General features: G+C 62.3%; 15 protein-coding genes. 8 read left to right on the plus strand and 7 right to left on the minus strand.

All coding sequences use genetic code 11. The annotated features are described in order from the left end of the window. Window positions 1-1,614, minus strand: a complete 1,614-nt coding sequence (locus QLG12_RS12100) for a L,D-transpeptidase family protein (RefSeq protein ID WP_282474582.1) — start codon at window positions 1,612-1,614, stop codon at window positions 1-3. Window positions 1,615-1,765: 151 nt separating this feature from the next. Between QLG12_RS12100 and QLG12_RS12105 the strand changes: the two genes are divergently transcribed. The 4 genes from QLG12_RS12105 (at window position 1,766) to QLG12_RS12120 (ending at window position 4,980) form a co-directional block, all read left to right on the plus strand. After that, a complete protein-coding gene (locus QLG12_RS12105; protein ID WP_011334749.1) occupies window positions 1,766-2,479 on the plus strand; it encodes a murein L,D-transpeptidase catalytic domain family protein in 714 nt (237 codons plus the stop codon). A 147-nt stretch (window positions 2,480-2,626) separates the two neighbouring features. Beyond that, window positions 2,627-2,884, plus strand: coding sequence for a DUF2790 domain-containing protein (locus QLG12_RS12110; protein WP_011334750.1), 258 nt, complete (start codon window positions 2,627-2,629; stop codon window positions 2,882-2,884). Window positions 2,885-2,896: 12 nt separating this feature from the next. After that, entirely contained in the window at window positions 2,897-3,568 is a 672-nt protein-coding gene (locus QLG12_RS12115; protein ID WP_236195081.1) for a heavy metal response regulator transcription factor, read from the plus strand. Next, complete coding sequence (locus QLG12_RS12120) at window positions 3,565-4,980, plus strand: heavy metal sensor histidine kinase (protein WP_282474583.1); 1,416 nt, start codon at window positions 3,565-3,567, stop codon at window positions 4,978-4,980. The genes QLG12_RS12115 and QLG12_RS12120 overlap by 4 nt, the downstream gene beginning before the upstream one ends. Here QLG12_RS12120 and QLG12_RS12125 read toward each other — a convergent pair. Further along, window positions 4,925-6,325 (minus strand): MFS transporter, encoded by a 1,401-nt coding sequence (locus tag QLG12_RS12125; protein ID WP_282474584.1) that lies wholly within the window; start codon window positions 6,323-6,325, stop codon window positions 4,925-4,927. The two genes, QLG12_RS12120 and QLG12_RS12125, sit on opposite strands and share 56 nt — an antisense overlap. 103 nt (window positions 6,326-6,428) lie before the next feature. Between QLG12_RS12125 and QLG12_RS12130 the strand changes: the two genes are divergently transcribed. Next, window positions 6,429-7,316: a LysR family transcriptional regulator gene (locus QLG12_RS12130; RefSeq protein ID WP_197867653.1), complete on the plus strand. Its 888-nt coding sequence runs from the start codon at window positions 6,429-6,431 to the stop codon at window positions 7,314-7,316. On the opposite strand, the gene QLG12_RS12135 is transcribed toward QLG12_RS12130, so the two are convergent. Further along, on the minus strand, window positions 7,313-7,933 hold the full coding sequence (locus tag QLG12_RS12135) for a cell wall hydrolase (protein ID WP_282474585.1): 621 nt from the start codon (window positions 7,931-7,933) through the stop codon (window positions 7,313-7,315). The genes QLG12_RS12130 and QLG12_RS12135 overlap by 4 nt on opposite strands. A gap of 199 nt (window positions 7,934-8,132) precedes the next feature. Between QLG12_RS12135 and QLG12_RS12140 the strand changes: the two genes are divergently transcribed. Further along, window positions 8,133-8,984: a CAP domain-containing protein gene (locus QLG12_RS12140; protein ID WP_282474586.1), complete on the plus strand. Its 852-nt coding sequence runs from the start codon at window positions 8,133-8,135 to the stop codon at window positions 8,982-8,984. A 187-nt stretch (window positions 8,985-9,171) separates the two neighbouring features. On the opposite strand, the gene QLG12_RS12145 is transcribed toward QLG12_RS12140, so the two are convergent. The 4 genes from QLG12_RS12145 to QLG12_RS12160 form a co-directional block, all read right to left on the minus strand. Then, window positions 9,172-9,324, minus strand: a complete 153-nt coding sequence (locus tag QLG12_RS12145) for a DUF2474 domain-containing protein (protein WP_236195086.1) — start codon at window positions 9,322-9,324, stop codon at window positions 9,172-9,174. After that, entirely contained in the window at window positions 9,311-10,327 is a 1,017-nt protein-coding gene (cydB, locus tag QLG12_RS12150) for a cytochrome d ubiquinol oxidase subunit II (RefSeq protein WP_282474587.1), read from the minus strand. The genes QLG12_RS12145 and cydB overlap by 14 nt, the downstream gene beginning before the upstream one ends. A gap of 17 nt (window positions 10,328-10,344) precedes the next feature. Next, complete coding sequence (locus QLG12_RS12155) at window positions 10,345-11,760, minus strand: cytochrome ubiquinol oxidase subunit I (RefSeq protein WP_282474588.1); 1,416 nt, start codon at window positions 11,758-11,760, stop codon at window positions 10,345-10,347. A 109-nt stretch (window positions 11,761-11,869) separates the two neighbouring features. Continuing rightward, on the minus strand, window positions 11,870-14,194 hold the full coding sequence (locus QLG12_RS12160; RefSeq protein ID WP_282474589.1) for an FdhF/YdeP family oxidoreductase: 2,325 nt from the start codon (window positions 14,192-14,194) through the stop codon (window positions 11,870-11,872). 357 nt (window positions 14,195-14,551) lie between these two features. On the opposite strand from QLG12_RS12160, the gene moaA reads away from it, so the two are divergent. Further along, a complete protein-coding gene (moaA, locus tag QLG12_RS12165; RefSeq protein WP_197867643.1) occupies window positions 14,552-15,550 on the plus strand; it encodes a GTP 3',8-cyclase MoaA in 999 nt (332 codons plus the stop codon). A gap of 29 nt (window positions 15,551-15,579) precedes the next feature. Then, window positions 15,580-16,479 (plus strand): bestrophin family protein, encoded by a 900-nt coding sequence (locus tag QLG12_RS12170; RefSeq protein ID WP_236195090.1) that lies wholly within the window; start codon window positions 15,580-15,582, stop codon window positions 16,477-16,479. The last annotated feature ends 9 nt before the right edge of the window (window positions 16,480-16,488 follow it).

Raw genomic sequence — 16,488 nt, forward strand, 5'->3', positions numbered from 1 at the left:
TCAATGCGCCCGGTCGAGTCCCGCCAACAGCGCGCTGTCCCGGCTGTAGATGTCCGGTGCGTAAAGCACGCGACCATGACCGTCGACCTGGGCCGTCCAGTACGTCATGAGAATCGGCACCGGATTGCTCAACCGGAACTCGTGAGTCGTGCCGGTGGCGAGCAAGGTGTCGGTGCGCGCCTTCTCCGCCGGACTGAGCAGCAAATCGCGCAGCTTCATCGGATGCTCGACCCGCACGCAGCCGGAGCTGAACGCCCGTGGTCCCTTGTCGAACAGCGCCTTGCTCGGCGTGTCATGCAGGTACACCGAGAACGGATTAGGGAAACGGATGACCATCTGCCCCAGCGGGTTGCGCGGCCCGGCGTCCTGGCGCAGAAGGATGTTGCCGGGGTTATCCCAGTCGATGTCGGCGGCGGCCAGCGGCTGACCGTTGGCGTCGAGCACTTGCAGGTTCTGGCGGCTGAGGAAGGTCTGGTCCTTGCGGATTTCCGGCAGCTTGTCTTCCTTCCAGATGGTCGGCGGCACGGTCCAGGTCGGGTTCAGGGTCAGGCGCGTGACCCGGGACTTGAGCAGCGGGGTCTGGCGTTCGGCGCGCCCGACCTGGGTGCGGGTCTGCCACACCGGCAGGCCACCCTGATAAAGCGTCAACTCGGCAGCGGCGACGTTGACCAGCAGACCGTCCGGTTCCATGTCCTGGGCCATCCAGCGGAAACGTTCAAGGTTGACCCGCAACTGTTCGCGGCGGGTCAGCGGACTGATGTTGAGTTCGGCAATCGTTCCCGGCCCGACCACCCCGTCGGCCTGCAACGAATGGTTGGCCTGAAAGCTCTTCACCGCCTCCACCAATACGCCGTGATAAGCGTTGTCCGGCGTGCCGACCACACTGCTCAGATAACCTTCGCTGTACAGCCGGCGGGCCAGTTCCGGCACGCGTTTGTCTTCCATGTCCGGACGCAGCAACGGCCCATTGCCCACCGACGTCCACTGAGGCAGGGCTTGCAGGCGCTGCGCGGCATACAGATGACGCAGGTTCCGGTACTGCGCCAACTGCGGCCGGGCCAGATCGAAGGCGGCGGGAACGTTGTGCACGCCTGGCACGGCGATCGCCAGCAATTCGGCCTGCCGGTCGCGAGGCGTTTCGTCGGAATGCCACAGCGGTTCGAAGTGCGATTGCAGCAGGCGGCCGTAATGCAGATCCTGCAGGGCTTGCAGGTAGTAACGGCTGATCTCGATGTCGGCGCACAGTTCGCCATCCTGCGGTGCGGTAAGTGCGACCGGATAGCGTTTCGGGTTCAGGCCATCGTCGGCCAACAGCTGCAATTGCGCATGCAAGGCCGGCAATTGCCCGCCATCGGCCCACACCGGCAGCCAGTCCTGCTGCTGGTAGAACGCGCGCAACTGATCCAGCGCCGGGCCGTTGAGACTGGTGCCGATCGTCGGGCACGCCTGGGGCAGGCTGATCAGCGCAGCCTGCAACGGGCTCTGCGGTTCGATGGGCATTTCCGTCGGCACGGGCGGCAGCGTCGGGAGTCCCGGCAACGGCTCTTCGGCACAAGCGACAAACGGCGCAGCGAGCAAACAAATGCTCAAGTAGCATGCGTACTTTTTGAACAACTGCTTTACTCCAATCCATGGCCGTCCTGATTGACGGTCAACCTTACCTCAGGTGCGGTGAACAGTCAGGCCCGATTCGCGGGCCTGCCGGGGACGACTGGACGTCAGGAGCCTAAGTGCCGAACAAGTAGCAAGTGGAGACTCACGTTAAATGTTGACGTTTTTGCGCCGACTTCTGCTGACTGCCACCGCCCTTGGCGTGCTGACCAGTCCAGCCTTTGCCGCCGGCACCTCTTCGCCGGTTCTGTACACCAGCCTCGCGCACGCCGCGCCGGAACTCAATCCCCAGGCGCTGAAAGGTGCCTTGAACGCCATGCAATGTGCGATCAACAACGGCGCGAAGCAGTCCCGTCATCTGGCGATCATCGACTATTCGCAGCCGTCCACCGAGCGCCGGTTGTGGATCTTCGACCTGACCCGGAAAAAACTGGTGCTGCGCGACCTGGTCGCCCACGGTTCGAACTCCGGGGAAAACTTCGCCACCCGGTTCTCCAACCGCGAAGGCAGTTTCCAGTCCAGCCTCGGCCTGTTTCGCACCCAGGAAAGTTACCAGGGCACCCACGGCTACTCGCTGCGCATGGACGGTCTGGAGCCGGGCATCAACGACATGGCCCGCGACCGCGCCATCGTGATCCACGCCGCCGATTACGTGAACCCGTTCTGGAGCAAACGCACCGGCCGCCTGGGCCGCAGCCAGGGTTGCCCGGCCGTGCGACCGCAGGTTGCCAAACGGGTGATCGACAGCCTGAAGAATGGCCAATTCATGTTCTCCTGGTACCCGGATCAGCAGTGGCTGAAATCCTCGCCGTACCTCAACTGCCAGCCACAACAGATCGCGAGCATTCTCAGCACCCACGCCAGCTGAATACTCTGTGGGAGTGCGCTGGCTCCCACAGGTTCGGTTTATTACAGATTTGTCATCGAGTTGTCGGTTTGCCGAGCGGATCGCCCGGTAGCTTGAAGTTGTCCCGGCCAGAACGCCGATCAACTTCAACGACTCGAGTGACCCATCATGAAAACCCTGATTCTCGCCTTCACCGCCCTCCTCGCTACCGGTTCCGTGTTCGCCGCTGAAATGCCTGAGCACACGGTCATTCACGACACCAACGGCTTCTACGTGCACCTGGATGTCGACAAAGTCCTCTCCAGCACCGATATTTCCCAGGCTTGCGGCGTGATCCCCGCGCAGCTCGACTACCTCGACCACCAGGGCCGTGAACATGTGCTGGACTATCAAGTGCAAGGCAGCGGCTGCACCAATGACCATTGAGGCGCAGTGCCCATGAATATCCTTGTTGTCGAAGACGAACCCAAGGCCGGCAATTACTTGCTCAACGGCTTGCAGGAACTGGGCTACAGCGTGAGCCTGGCCCGGGACGGCGCCGACGGTCTGCACCTGGCGCTGGAGTTCGACTTCGACGTGATCGTGCTGGACGTGATGATGCCGAAAATGGATGGCTGGGAAGTCCTGCGCCGGCTGCGCAAGGAAACCGACACGCCGGTGCTGTTCCTCACCGCCCGCGATGACATCGCCGACCGGGTCAAGGGTCTGGAACTGGGCGCCGACGACTACCTGATCAAGCCGTTTTCCTTCGCCGAACTGGTCGCGCGCCTGCGCACCCTGACCCGGCGCGGGCCGATCCATGAGGAAGAGCAATTGCAGGTGGCCGATCTGCAGATCGATGTGCTCAAGCGTCGGGTCAGCCGCGCCGGCAACCGGATCACCCTGACCAACAAGGAGTTCGCCCTGCTGCAACTGTTTGCCGCCCACACCGGGCAAGTGCTGTCACGTTCGCTGATCGCCTCGCGAGTGTGGGACATGAATTTCGACAGTGACACCAATGTGGTCGATGTCGCCGTGCGCCGCCTGCGGGCGAAGATCGACGATCCGTTCCCGCTCAAGCTGATCCACAGCGTGCGCGGCATCGGCTACCGCTTCGATACCCAGCCATGAAAATCGCCGGCACTTACTCCCTGACATTGCGTCTGGCGCTGGTCTTCGCCGTGCTCGCCTTCGCCGCGCTGGCGGGCCTCGGCGCGGCGCTTTACAACCAGCTGGAAGAGCAACTGACCCGCCGCGACGACATCCAGTTGGTCAGCCGCATCGATCAGTTGCGCACCATCCTCAACGACAGCAACACGCTGGAGTTGATCAAGACCAAACCGGCGCTGTTTCAGAACATGCTGGGCAACCGCGAAGCGCTGTTGACCATCGGCGCGCCAGGGAAACCGCCCTTGTTCGTGGTCAACCCCAGCGACCTGGCACTCCCTAGCGTGCCCGCCGTGCCGGTCGACCATGTCATGGCCCTCAACGACGTGCAGCATCTGCCGAGCCTCAACGGCGTGCCGTTTTCGGCGGTGGCGGCCAGTATCGACTCCGGCGACCAGGGCAATCTGCAGGTACTCATCGCCAAGGTGATGAGCGAGCGCACGGCGATGCTCGCCAATTACCGGCTCAGCGTGTACGGCCTCGCGTCATTGGCCGCGATTGTGCTGGCGCTGGTGGGCTGTCTGCTGGTGTATCGCGGCCTGCTGCCGTTGCGGCGGATGGCCCGACATGCCCACGGGATCGGCATCGCCAACCTTGGCGAACGCCTCGACCGCCAAGGCACGCCTCGGGAATTGCAGCCGATGATCGAAGCCTTCAACGCGATGCTGGACCGGCTCGACCGAGGGGTTGCGCAACTGAGTCAGGTCTCCACCGACATGGCCCACGAACTGCGCACGCCGATCAACAACCTGCTCGGCGAAACCCAGGTTGCCCTGCAGCAGAACCGCAGCATCGACGCTTATCAGCAGTTGCTCGCCTCCAACGTCGAAGAACTCGAACGGCTGGCGCGGATGCTCGACAACATGCTGTTTCTCGCCCGCACCGACCCGGCCAGCGCGCTGAGCCAGCGGCAGGAGCTGGACGCCGGCGATGAGATGCAACGTATCGCTGATTACTTCGAAGGCCTTGCCGCCGACGTCGGCATCAGCATCGAGGCCAGTGGCAGCGGCGTGATCTGGGCCGAGCCGATGCTGCTGCGGCGGGCCCTGGCCAACCTGTGCGCCAACGCGATCAAGTACGGCGCGGCGGATTCGACGTTGCAGGTCGAGGCCATCGCCGAAACGGACGGCAGCTACCTGCGGGTGCGCAACCAGGGCACGACCATTCCTGCCGAACACCTGTCGCGACTGTTCGAACGCTTCTACCGCGTCGATCCGTCACGCGAACGCTCCGCCCAGTCCAACGGACTGGGCCTGTCGATAGTCGCGACCATCATGCAGTTGCATCAGGGCCGCTACAGCGTCAGCAGCGCCGACGGCATTACCTGCTTTGAACTGTTCTTTCCGGCACGGGAGACGCGAGACGCAGGTGCGTGAAGGCGCCGAGCGCAAACGCCGCGAACATCAACGCTGTGGCCACGCCGAAGGTCATGTGCAAGCCGGCCGCAATAACTTCGGCCGGTGCCTGAGTCGGATCGTCCGTGGCCAGTGCAAACACCGCGCCCATCGCCGCCGCCCCGGTGATCAAGCCCAGATTGCGCGACAGCCCGAGCATGGCCGAAACAACGCCGCGCTGATCCTGAGCAACGCCGGACATCAACCCGGTGTTGTTGGCGGCCTGGAACAGCGCATAACTCAAGGCCACCACCGTGATCGGCAGTACATACGCAAGAAGTCCGACACTCATTGGCAACAGCGCCAACAGACCACACCCGCAAGCCAGGCCGAACAACGCACCCGGCACCATCCGCCGCGCGCCGAAACGATCCACCAGACGCCCGGCCGGCACGCCGCTGAACGCCGCCAGCAACGGCCCGATCGACAACACCAGACCGACCTGAGTGCTGGAAAGACCCAAACCTCGACTCAGGTAAAACGGCCCGACCACCAGCGTGGTCATCATCACCGTCGTGACCAATAAGGTCAGCGCCAGACTGCTGCTGATTCGCGTGTCGGTGAACAATGACAGATGAATCAGCGGCGCCTTGCTCCGCTTCTCGACCAGGATGAACACCCCCACGCCCAACAGGCTGAGCAACAGCAACGTCGGGGTGAATCCATCAACCGTCATCGCCAGTGCATAGGCCGCCAGCGTCAGCATCAATACGGCGGTGCCGGGATAATCAAATGCAACACCCGAGCGCACGATTCGATCCTTCGGCAAATAGCGGTACACCAGCCACGCATTGAGCAAGCCCAACGGCACGTTGATCTCAAAGATCGACTGCCAGCCGACATGCGCCATCAACAGCCCGCCGAGCGACGGCCCGAGGGTGGTGCCGGTGGCCGACATCGTGGCCAGCAATCCCATCGCACTGCCGGCCCGGGATTTGGGTACCGCATCGGCCACCAGCGCCACCGTCAGCGCAAACATGATTGCCGCGCCAAGACCTTGCACCGCCCGCGCACCGATCAGCCAGGCCAGACTCGGCGCCAGTGCGCAAGCCAGCGAAGCGGCGGTAAAGATGCCGATGCCGATCAACAACAAGCGCCGCCGACCGAAGCCGTCACCGAGCCGCCCGACGCTGACAATCAACGTGGTGATCGCCAGCAGGTAGGCCAGCACGATCCACTGCACTTGTTGAAACGTCGCATCGAACGCCGCCGCCAGCGTGGGCAATCCGGCGTTGGCGATGCTGGTATCGAGCGATGGCATCAGCATCGACAGCGCCAGACTGGTCAGCGCCCAGCGGGCTGAAGGGCTCAGGGGTTCTCGGTGCATGGAGGGCTCACAGGGCAGATGTCATGCGGCATAGCCTGAGCCTCGACAATACAGGGCGCAAGACGCATGCTTTGCACTTGATACCTGCATGGAACGCCATGTCATGAATGCACCGGATCTGAACCTGTTGATCACTCTCGACGTGCTGCTGAGCGAAGGCAGCGTCGCCCGTGCCGCCGAGCGCCTGCGTCTGAGCCCTTCCGCCATGAGCCGCGCGTTGGCCCGGCTGCGCGAAACCACCGGGGATCCGCTGCTGGTGCGCGCCGGTCGCGGGCTGGTGCCGACCCCGCGTGCGCTGGAGCTGCGCGACCGGGTCAGTTATCTGGTGCAGGAAGCCGAAGCGGTTTTGCGCCCGGCAGAAGTGCTCGATCCAGCCCAGTTGCGGCGCACCTTCACCCTGCGCAACACCGACGGTTTTGTCGAAACCTTCGCTGCCGCCCTGCTCGCCCGCATCGCCGAAGAGGCGCCCGGCGTGCGCCTGCGCTTTGTGCAAAAGGCTGACAAGGACAGCACGCTGCTGCGCGTAGGCCGAGTGGATCTGGAAACCGGCGTGGTCGACGACAGCACCGACCCGACGCTGCACAGCCGCATCCTGTTCCGCGATCAGTGGATCGGTGTGGTGCGTGAGGGGCATCCATTGAGCAGCGGCAAGGTCAGCGCCAAACGCTTTGCTGCAGGCCAGCACATTCTGGTGTCACGGCGCGGACGCAGCAGCGGATCAGTGGACGAAGCGCTGCTCGCCTTAGGCCTGACGCGGGACATCGTCACTTCATTTGGCGGATTTTCGGCAGCGCTGACGCTGGTCCGTGAATCGGACCTGATCGCCACCGTTCCGGAACGTCACACCAGCAAACTGCGCACGGGCCTGCACAGTTTCGCCCTGCCCTTGCGGATGCCGGACATCAGCGTGTCGATGCTTTGGCACCCGCGCATGGACGCCGACCCGGCGCATCGCTGGTTGCGCAATTGCGTGCGGGAAGTCTGCGCCTAACGCGCATCCCCGCCCGCGGGTTTATAGAACAGGAATTTCCTGGTCTCGGCGGTTTTCCTGTATTCCTTGGCCCAACTCGGATGTACGTTGCGGTCGTGGAAATACAGCGCGCCGTGAGTGCGATCGGTGAGTTGACGGTTCAGCGCCTTGCCGGCGATTTCCTTGGCCAGCGCGTATTCGGCATCTTCCTTGACCTGATCCGGACGCCCGTCGCACCACCAGGAAAACTGGCAACTCTTGCTTTCCGAGCCCTGCTTGACCACCTCGCAGACTGTGCCTGGAAAGCCGTCATGCCCGAGGCGATTCATCACCACACTGGCCACACCTTCCATGTCGGCATTGTCCTTGCCCTTGGCTTCCCAATAGATACTGCGCGCCAGACAGGTGATCGGATCGTCCAGCGGTGCGGCACCTGCGGGGTCGACCGCCTGCGCTTCGGTCGGGGTGATGGCTTCGGATTTGGGTGCCGGAGGCGCGTCGGGTTTGTCGGCGGCCTTCGCTTCCAGAACCTCGGCTTTGGCCTCGGCTTTTTCCTTGATCGGCGCCTGATCGGTGGCCAGTGCAGCACCGCTCAGCAGGGTCAACGCAAGACAGCAAAGCAACCCGTTCAATCCCATGATCATTCTTCCGGCAGGGCCCGATGCGGGCGAAGTGTTACGTGGTTGAGACGCCCGGTTTCCGGGGCCTTGGCGAAGTGTAGACGGCAATTTTCACGGCATCGTTCCGCAGAAAAAACCGCGTTATGAAGAAAAAGACATTGCACGAACCGGGGCCCTTTCGCGCATGATGTGCGCACTCAGCCCAAGGGAGATTTCCATGCGCTTCATGCCATCCGTTCTGCGACTCGCCGCGTTGTCCACGGGCCTGGCGCTGGCCACTTCGGCCATGGCCACCGACGAGTCGCAATTGATCGAATCGATCAACAGCTACCGCAGCCAGCCGCAGCGTTGTGGCAGCCAGGCGTCCAGCGAATTGCCGCCGCTGTCGGCCGATCCGCGTCTGATTCTGCCGGCCAGCGGCGTGGTGGATTTGCAGCAGGCGATGTCCAGCGCGCGCTACCCGATGGTCAACGTGCAGGCGATCACCCTGAACGGGCCACGGGATGCCGCGTCGGCGATGAAGGCGATTCAGGAAAGTTTCTGTCAGGTGGTGCTGGATCCGCAGTTCGTCGATATCGGCGTCAGTCGCGCCGACCGTGACTGGCGCATCACCCTCGCCCGGCCACTGCTGTCCGCCCGCCTCGGCGACGGTCAGGCTGAAGGCCAGAAACTCCTCGAACAACTCAATGCCGCCCGCGCCCAGCCGCGCCAGTGCGGCGGTCAGGCCTTCGCAGCGACTGCGCCGCTGGCGTGGAACGCGGTGCTCGGCGGCGTTGCCCAGGAGCACAGCCGCGAGATGGCCAACAACAATTATTTCGACCACAAGGACCGCAACGGCGGTACTCCCGGCGACCGCGCGGAACTGGCCGGTTACAGCGGTCAGCAGGTCGGCGAGAACATCGCCGCCGGGCAGGACACGGTGCAGAAAGTCGTCGCCGGCTGGCTCGCCAGCCCCGGCCATTGCGCCAACCTGATGAACCCGCAGTACCGCGAGCTGGGCGCTGCTTACGCAGTCGATCCGAAGAGCAATGCCGGGATTTACTGGACGGCGATGTTTGGCGGCGAATGATGACTTGAATACATCGCGGCCCCTGTGGGAGCTGCGGTGCGACGATTCGACTTGCCAGCGATTAGGCCAGCACAGTCAACATTTTCATTGACTGATCCGCCGTCATCGCTGGCAAGCCAGCTCCCACAAGTTATGCGGTGTACTCAGGACGCAAAAAAACCGGAGCCAGGCTCCGGTTTTTTTATGGTCAGTGGGTTCTCATCCCCGCCGCATACATCGCCAGTTTCAACAGGCTTGCCACCACCGCCAACGAGGCCACGCTGCCGGACCAGATCAGCAACAGCCAGCCCAGGCGTTTGTACCAGCGACTTTTCACTTCACGCATTTCAATGGTAGCCATCGCCAATCCTCACTTTGCCGCGGAAGACGTAGTAGTTCCAGAAGGTGTACATCAGGATCACCGGCAGGATGAACAGCGCACCGATCAGGGCGAACAACTGGCTGGTGGCCGGTGATGCCGCCGCCCAAAGGCTGACCGAGGGCGGGATGATGTTCGGCCAGATGCTCAGCGCCAGGCCGATGTAACCGAGGAACATCAGCACCAGGGTGAACACGAACGGCCAGTGGGTGTGGCGCTGACGCAGCGAGCGCAATAGACCGAACAGCGACAGAACCGCCAACAATACCAGCCCGGCGAACACGGTCAGGTGCGCATGGTTGAACCAGCGGCTGGCCAGTTCCGGATGCAGTTGCAGCGTCCACGCGCCGATCACCACCACCATCGCCAGCAACAGCCACGCCAGCGGACGGCTGTAGTGACGCATCCGCGACTCCAGCATGCCTTCGGTCTTGACCAGCAGCCAGGTACTGCCGAGCAAGGCGTAAGCAATCACCAGACCGACGCCGCAGACCAAAGGGAACGGCGCCAGCCAGTCGAGACCGCCACCGGCGAACTGACGATCTACCACCGGAATCCCGGCCACATACGCGCCGATCACCACGCCCTGAGAGAACGTCGCCAGCAGCGAACCGCCAATGAACGCCCAGTCCCACAGATGACGTTTTTCAGCCGGCGCCTTGAAGCGAAACTCGAACGCCACCCCACGGAAAATCAACCCCGCCAGCATGAAGATCAGCGGCAGATACAGCGCCTCCAGAATCACTCCGTAAGCCAGCGGAAACGCGCCGTACAACGCCGCGCCGCCGAGCACCAGCCAGGTTTCGTTGCCGTCCCAGACCGGTGCGACGGTGTTCATCATCACGTCGCGTTCCTGCCCGTCGCTGATCATCGGGAACAGGATCCCGAGGCCCAGATCGAAGCCGTCCATGATCACGTACATCATCACCCCGAAGGCAATAATCACGCCCCAGATCAACGAGAGATCGATACCTTGAATACCCATGACTCAGCGCTCCTTTTTCAGTGGATCCGGGTCGCGGATTCGAGGTTGTCGGTGACCGCCGAAAGTGGCCGGCGCGGAGTCTGCAACGGGGTGCCTTCGGGCGGATGTTCATGGTGCGGCTGCGGGCCCTTGCTCACCAGTTTCATCATGTAGCCGATGCCCACGGTGAACACTGAGCAGTAGATGACGACGAACAGCGCCAGCGAGGTGCTCATCTGCGCCACCGAGTGATGGGACGCGGCGTCATGGGTGCGCATCAGGCCATACACCACCCACGGCTGACGGCCGACTTCGGTGGTGATCCAGCCTGCCAGCAGCGCGATCAGACCGCTCGGCCCCATCAGCAGCACCAGTCGCTGGAAGCCGCGATGCCGGTAGACCTTGCCATTGCGTCGCAACACCAGACCCAGCACACCGACGAGGATCATCAACATGCCCAGCCCCGCCATCACGCGGAAGCTCCAGAAAATCACGGTCGAGTTCGGCCGGTCTTCTTTCGGGAAGCTCTTGAGCGCCGGGATCTGCTTGTCGAGGCTGTGGGTGAGGATCAGGCTGCCGAGGTACGGAATCTCGATCGCGTATTTGGTTTTTTCCGCCTGCATGTCCGGGATGCCGAACAGCACCAGCGGGGTCGGCCCGTTGTCGGCGTTTTCCCAGTGACCTTCGATGGCGGCGATTTTTGCCGGTTGATGCTCCAGGGTGTTCAAGCCATGGGCGTCACCGACCACCGCTTGAATCGGCGCGACGATCAGCGCCATCCACAGCGCCATGGAAAACATCTTGCGCACCGGTCGGGTGTCATTGCCGCGCAGCAAATGCCAGGCTGCCGAAGCACCAACGAAGAACGCCGTGGCGACGAACGCGGCAATCGCCATGTGCGCCAGCCGGAACGGGAACGACGGGTTGAACACGATCGCCAGCCAGTCAATCGGCATCACCCGGCCGTCGACGATTTCGAAACCCTGCGGGGTCTGCATCCAGCTGTTGGAGGCAAGAATCCAGAAGGTCGAAATCAGCGTGCCGATGGCGACCATCACTGTGGCGAAGAAGTGCAAGCCACGGCCCACACGGTTCCAGCCGAACAGCATCACCCCGAGGAACCCGGCCTCGAGGAAGAACGCGGTCAGCACTTCATAGGTCAGCAACGGCCCGGTGACGCTGCCGGCAAAATCAGAGAACCCGCTCCAGTTGGTGCCGAACTGGTACGCCATGACAAGGCCGGAAACCACGCCCATGCCGAAGTTGACGGCGAAGATCTTCGACCAGAAGTGGTAGAGATCGCGGTAAGTGTCGTTACCGGTTTTCAGCCACAGGCCTTCGAGTACCGCCAGGAAACTCGCGAGACCAATGGTGATCGCCGGGAAAATGATGTGGAACGAAACCGTGAACGCGAATTGAATTCGTGCCAGGTCCAGTGCCTCCGGGTTGAACATGATGATGTCCTCATCCAGGCTGAAAAGCGACAGCACACGGCCGGGCCACCGCCAGGCGTAAACGCCTGCAGCCAGTCAAATTGCAAAAGGGTTGGATCGAGTGGGTCGGCTACGCCACCGACGACGGGATCAGGTTGCTCGCCTCGGCCGCTTCGAGACGGATCGCCACGAATTTGGAGGTCGGCGTGCAAGTGCGATCACCGTAGCTTTCCAACGGCACCAGCGGATTGGTTTCCGGGTAATACGCGGCAGCCTGCCCGGCGGGAATGTCGTAGGCGATCAGGGTAAAACCGCTGACCCGACGTTCGCGCTCGTCGCCCCACAGCGCCACCAGATCGACCTTTTGCCCCGGTTCGAAACCGAGCCGGCGGATGTCCTGTTCGTTGGCGAACACCACGTCGCGCATGCCGTAGACCCCGCGATAACGGTCGTCGAGGCCGTACAGCGTGGTGTTGTACTGATCGTGAGAACGCATGGTTTGCAGGATCAGATGCGGTTTGACCGGCAGGTTGCGCACGCCTTCGCTGATCAGATGCTCCGGCAGCACGCACGGGGTGAACTGGGCCTTGCCGGATTCGGTTTTCCAGACCCGGTCGGAAGCGTTGTTGCCGAGGTGGAAACCACCGGGGGTCAGCAGCTTCTCATTGAAATTCTCGAAGCCCGGAATCACGTCGGCGATCAGGTTGCGGATACGCCCGTAGTCGCCCACCGCCCATTCCCAGTCGATCGGGTGTTTGCCCAGCGTGGCGGCGGCGATCCCGGCAATGATTGCCGGCTCGGATTTCAGGTGCGCCGACTTCGGCTTCAGTTGGCCGAACGACAAGTGCACCATGCTGAAAGTGTCTTCCACGGTCACGCCTTGCGGGCCTTCGGCCTGGACGTCGATGTCGGTACGGCCCAGGCACGGCAGGATGAGCGCATCACGCCCGGTCACCAGATGGCTGCGGTTGAGTTTGGTCGAGATGTGCACGGTCAGCTCGAGTTTGCGCATCGCTTCATGGGTGCGCGGGGTATCCGGCGTGGCTTGGGCGAAGTTGCCACCCAGACCGATGAACACCTTGGCTTCGCCCCGCTCCATGGCACCAATCGCCATCACCGTGTTGTGGCCGTGCATGCGTGGCACTTTGAAGTTGAAGCGTTTTTCCAGGGCGTCCATCAGCTCGGTCGGGGCCAGTTCGTTGATACCCATGGTGCGGTCGCCCTGCACGTTACTGTGGCCGCGCACCGGCGACAGCCCGGCGCCCGGACGGCCGACGTTGCCGCGCAGCAGTTGCAGGTTGATGACTTCCTGAAGGGTCGGCACCGAGTGCACGTGTTGGGTCAGGCCCATCGCCCAGCACATGATCACGCGCTTGGCGCGGGCGTACATGCGCGCTGCCAGTTCGATGTCATGCAGCGGCACGCCGGACTGCTCGACGATGTGCTCCCAACTCGTGGCATCGACTTCAGCGAGATAGCTGTCGAGACCCGACGTGTGCTCGGCAATGAAGGCGTGATCGAACACCGGTTCGCCGCCGGTAGCCTGGGCTTCGCGCTCCCACTCCAGCAGGAACTTGGCCATGCCGCGAATCATCGCCATGTCGCCGCCCAGTGCCGGGCGGAAGTATGCGGTGTTGGTCGCTTCCCAGCCGTTGCTGAGCATTTCGATCGGGTTCTGCGGATTCTGGAATCGCTCCAGCCCACGCTCCTTCAGCGGGTTGATGCACACCACCTGCGCGCCGCGCTTCACCGCTTCTCGCAGCGGTTCAAGCATGCGCGGGTGGTTGGTGCCGGGGTTCTGGCCGATGACGAAAATCGCGTCGGCGTGGTGCAGGTCTTCATAGACCACCGTGCCTTTGCCGACGCCCAGGCTCTCGCCCATGCTCACCGCACTGGCCTCGTGGCACATGTTCGAGCAGTCCGGGAAGTTGTTGGTGCCGTAGGCGCGGACGAACAACTGATAGAGAAACGCCGCTTCGTTGCTGGCGCGACCCGAGGTGTAGAACTCGGCCTCGTGGGGCGATTTCAGGCCGTTGAGGTGTTTGGCGATCAGCGCGAAGGCATCGTCCCAGGTAGTTTCCACATAGCGGTCGACCCGCGCGTCGTAACGCATCGGATGGGTGATCCGGCCCTGATACTCAAGCCAGTAATCGCTTTGCTCGGCCAGGGTCGAGACTGTGTACTTGTTGAAGAACGCCGGATCGACCAGGCGCCCGGTGGCTTCCCAGTTCACTGCTTTGGCGCCGTTCTCACAGAACTTCAGCATGCTCGCGCCGGGTGCTTCACCCCAGGCACAACCGGGGCAGTCGAAGCCGCCGTTCTGGTTGGTCTTGAGCATGGCGCGGATGTTTTTCAGGGCGTTTTCACTGCCCAGCCAGTTCTTGGTGAGGCTGATCACAGCGCCCCAACCCGCAGCGGCGCCCTTGTAGGGTTTGTAACGGTCGACTTGTGACATGGGACTTCTCCATGACGATGCACACAGGCAAAAACCTGATCGGGTTTAAACAGCGACGACTGACTTTCAAGTTAAAAAAGCGGTCGTTTCGTTTGACGGGGCCAAGGATAGGAACCGCTGCAAAAACTTGTCTAATCGCTATTAATGACTGCGTTATCGAAAGCATCTATCACGGACTTAAACCCTTTAAATTCGGGCACTTGCAAAATCAGGAAGCGATAAATCCGCAATAATTATTTCATCATCGACAGCATCAATCGGCCGGTCATTAAGAGTGATTGGACGCTGTCTCAAGTTGCTCATAACCTGCACCGACCCGACCCCTTCAATAGCGGATCTCACCCAAGCGAGGCTGTCATGTCAGAGCGCGTCTTGATCGATGGTTACAACCGCCGCGTCGACTATCTGCGCATGTCGGTCACCGACCGCTGCGACTTTCGCTGCGTGTATTGCATGGCTGAAGACATGCAGTTCCTGCCGCGCCAACGGGTGCTGACGCTGGAGGAAATCTATCAACTGGCGCAGAGCTTCGTTGCATTGGGCACCCGCAAGATTCGCCTGACTGGCGGCGAGCCGCTGATTCGTCCCGGCGTCGTCGGCTTGTGCAAGCAGATCGCCGCCCTGCCCGGCCTGCGCGAACTGTGCCTGACCACCAACGGCTCGCAGCTCGGCAAACTCGCCAGTCCGCTGTTCGACGCCGGGGTCAAACGCCTCAACGTCAGCCTCGACAGCCTTGATGCCGAGCGCTTCAAGCAGATGACCCGCACCGGTGACCTGGCCCAGGTGATCGACGGCATCGACGCCGCACGCGCCGCCGGATTTACCCGCACTAAACTCAACTGCGTGGTGATGCAGGGCCGCAACGATCACGAGATCAACGATCTGGTGCAGTTCGCCATCGAGCGCGATCTGGACATTTCCTTTATCGAGGAAATGCCGCTGGGGATCATCAGTGAACACAGCCGCGCCGAGTCGTTCTTCGCAAGCCACCAGGTGCGCGAAAAGATCGCCGAGCGCTACACCCTGATCGACTCCGCCGAATCGACCCAGGGCCCGTCGCGCTACTGGCGGCTGGCCGAAGCGCCGCACATTCGGTTGGGGTTCATTTCGCCCCACAGCCACAACTTCTGCGGCACCTGCAATCGGGTGCGGCTGACCGTCGAGGGGCGTTTGCTACTGTGTCTGGGGAACGAGCATTCGGTGGATCTGAAAGCGGTGCTGCGCGCTCATCCAGGCCAACCGGAACGGCTGGAGAAAGCCATCATCGAAGCGATGAAACTCAAGCCTTACCGGCACAATTTTGAAGTGAACGACGACGTGCAAGTGGTGCGCTTCATGAACATGACCGGCGGTTGATCCGCCACGTTTGCAAGGCAGAGAGCCGCATGATCATCCGACCCAAGGTCAATCAATTCGCCATTCTCTTCACCCTCAAGGGCTCGATTGCCAAGCGCATCGCCCTGCGCGCCCTGATGGTGACGCTGCTGGCGTCGGCCATCGTGCTGGTGGAAATGCTCCACCCGAGCAACTTCACCAAGGTCAACGCCACGCCGTTCACCTTGCTTGGTCTGTCGCTGTCGATCTTCATGAATTTTCGCAACAACGCCTGCTACGACCGCTGGTACGAGGCGCGCAAGGCCTGGGGCGAAGTGATCGTGCATGTGCGTTCGGTGATCCGCGAAACCCATGTGATCCGCGAATCGGCCCAGCGTCGGTTATTGCTGCTCAACCTCGCTGGTTTCGCCCACGCGCTGAATGCGCGCTTGCGCCGGGAAGACGAAGCCGCCGCCAGCGCCGAGTGGATCACCCCGCAGCACGATGCGCAGGTGCCGGACTACAGCGGGCGGATCCTGCAGACGGTGGGTCAGCAATGTTCCGATCTGCATGAGGCGGGCGATCTCAGTGAATGGCGCTACATGCTGCTGGCCAATCACCTGACCAGCCTGACCCAGGCGCAGGCGGTGTGCGAGCGGATCAAGAACACGCCGCTGCCCTTCCCTTACACCCTGCTGCTGCACCGCACGATTTACCTGTTCTGCATCCTGCTGCCGTTCGCCATGGCCGAACCGCTGGGGTGGCTGACGCCGCTGTTCACGGCGATTGTCAGCTACACCTTCTTCGGCCTGGATGCGATTGCCGATGAACTGGAAGACCCGTTCGGCCGGGATGAAAACGATTTGCCGACCGATGCGCTGGTGCGGGGTATCGAGCGGGATATTCTCTCGGAGCTGGGCACCGAGCCTTTGCCGCCGGCGCTGAAACCGGTGGACTACGTGCTGAGTTGATCCGACGCC

Origin of the sequence: Pseudomonas sp. V88_4 (assembly GCF_029967985.1) — a bacterium.
GTDB classification, from domain to species: Bacteria; Pseudomonadota; Gammaproteobacteria; order Pseudomonadales; family Pseudomonadaceae; genus Aquipseudomonas; species Aquipseudomonas glycinae.

Coding starts and splice junctions, on each gene's coding strand:
- QLG12_RS12105 (WP_011334749.1), top strand. CDS start 1,766: ATGTTGACGTTTTTGCGCCGACTTCTGCTGACTGCCACCGCCCTTGGC.
- QLG12_RS12110 (WP_011334750.1), top strand. CDS start 2,627: ATGAAAACCCTGATTCTCGCCTTCACCGCCCTCCTCGCTACCGGTTCC.
- QLG12_RS12115 (WP_236195081.1), top strand. CDS start 2,897: ATGAATATCCTTGTTGTCGAAGACGAACCCAAGGCCGGCAATTACTTG.
- QLG12_RS12120 (WP_282474583.1), top strand. CDS start 3,565: ATGAAAATCGCCGGCACTTACTCCCTGACATTGCGTCTGGCGCTGGTC.
- QLG12_RS12125 (WP_282474584.1), bottom strand. CDS start 6,325: ATGCACCGAGAACCCCTGAGCCCTTCAGCCCGCTGGGCGCTGACCAGT.
- QLG12_RS12130 (WP_197867653.1), top strand. CDS start 6,429: ATGAATGCACCGGATCTGAACCTGTTGATCACTCTCGACGTGCTGCTG.
- QLG12_RS12135 (WP_282474585.1), bottom strand. CDS start 7,933: ATGGGATTGAACGGGTTGCTTTGCTGTCTTGCGTTGACCCTGCTGAGC.
- QLG12_RS12140 (WP_282474586.1), top strand. CDS start 8,133: ATGCGCTTCATGCCATCCGTTCTGCGACTCGCCGCGTTGTCCACGGGC.
- QLG12_RS12145 (WP_236195086.1), bottom strand. CDS start 9,324: ATGGCTACCATTGAAATGCGTGAAGTGAAAAGTCGCTGGTACAAACGC.
- cydB (WP_282474587.1), bottom strand. CDS start 10,327: ATGGGTATTCAAGGTATCGATCTCTCGTTGATCTGGGGCGTGATTATT.
- QLG12_RS12155 (WP_282474588.1), bottom strand. CDS start 11,760: ATGTTCAACCCGGAGGCACTGGACCTGGCACGAATTCAATTCGCGTTC.
- QLG12_RS12160 (WP_282474589.1), bottom strand. CDS start 14,194: ATGTCACAAGTCGACCGTTACAAACCCTACAAGGGCGCCGCTGCGGGT.
- moaA (WP_197867643.1), top strand. CDS start 14,552: ATGTCAGAGCGCGTCTTGATCGATGGTTACAACCGCCGCGTCGACTAT.
- QLG12_RS12170 (WP_236195090.1), top strand. CDS start 15,580: ATGATCATCCGACCCAAGGTCAATCAATTCGCCATTCTCTTCACCCTC.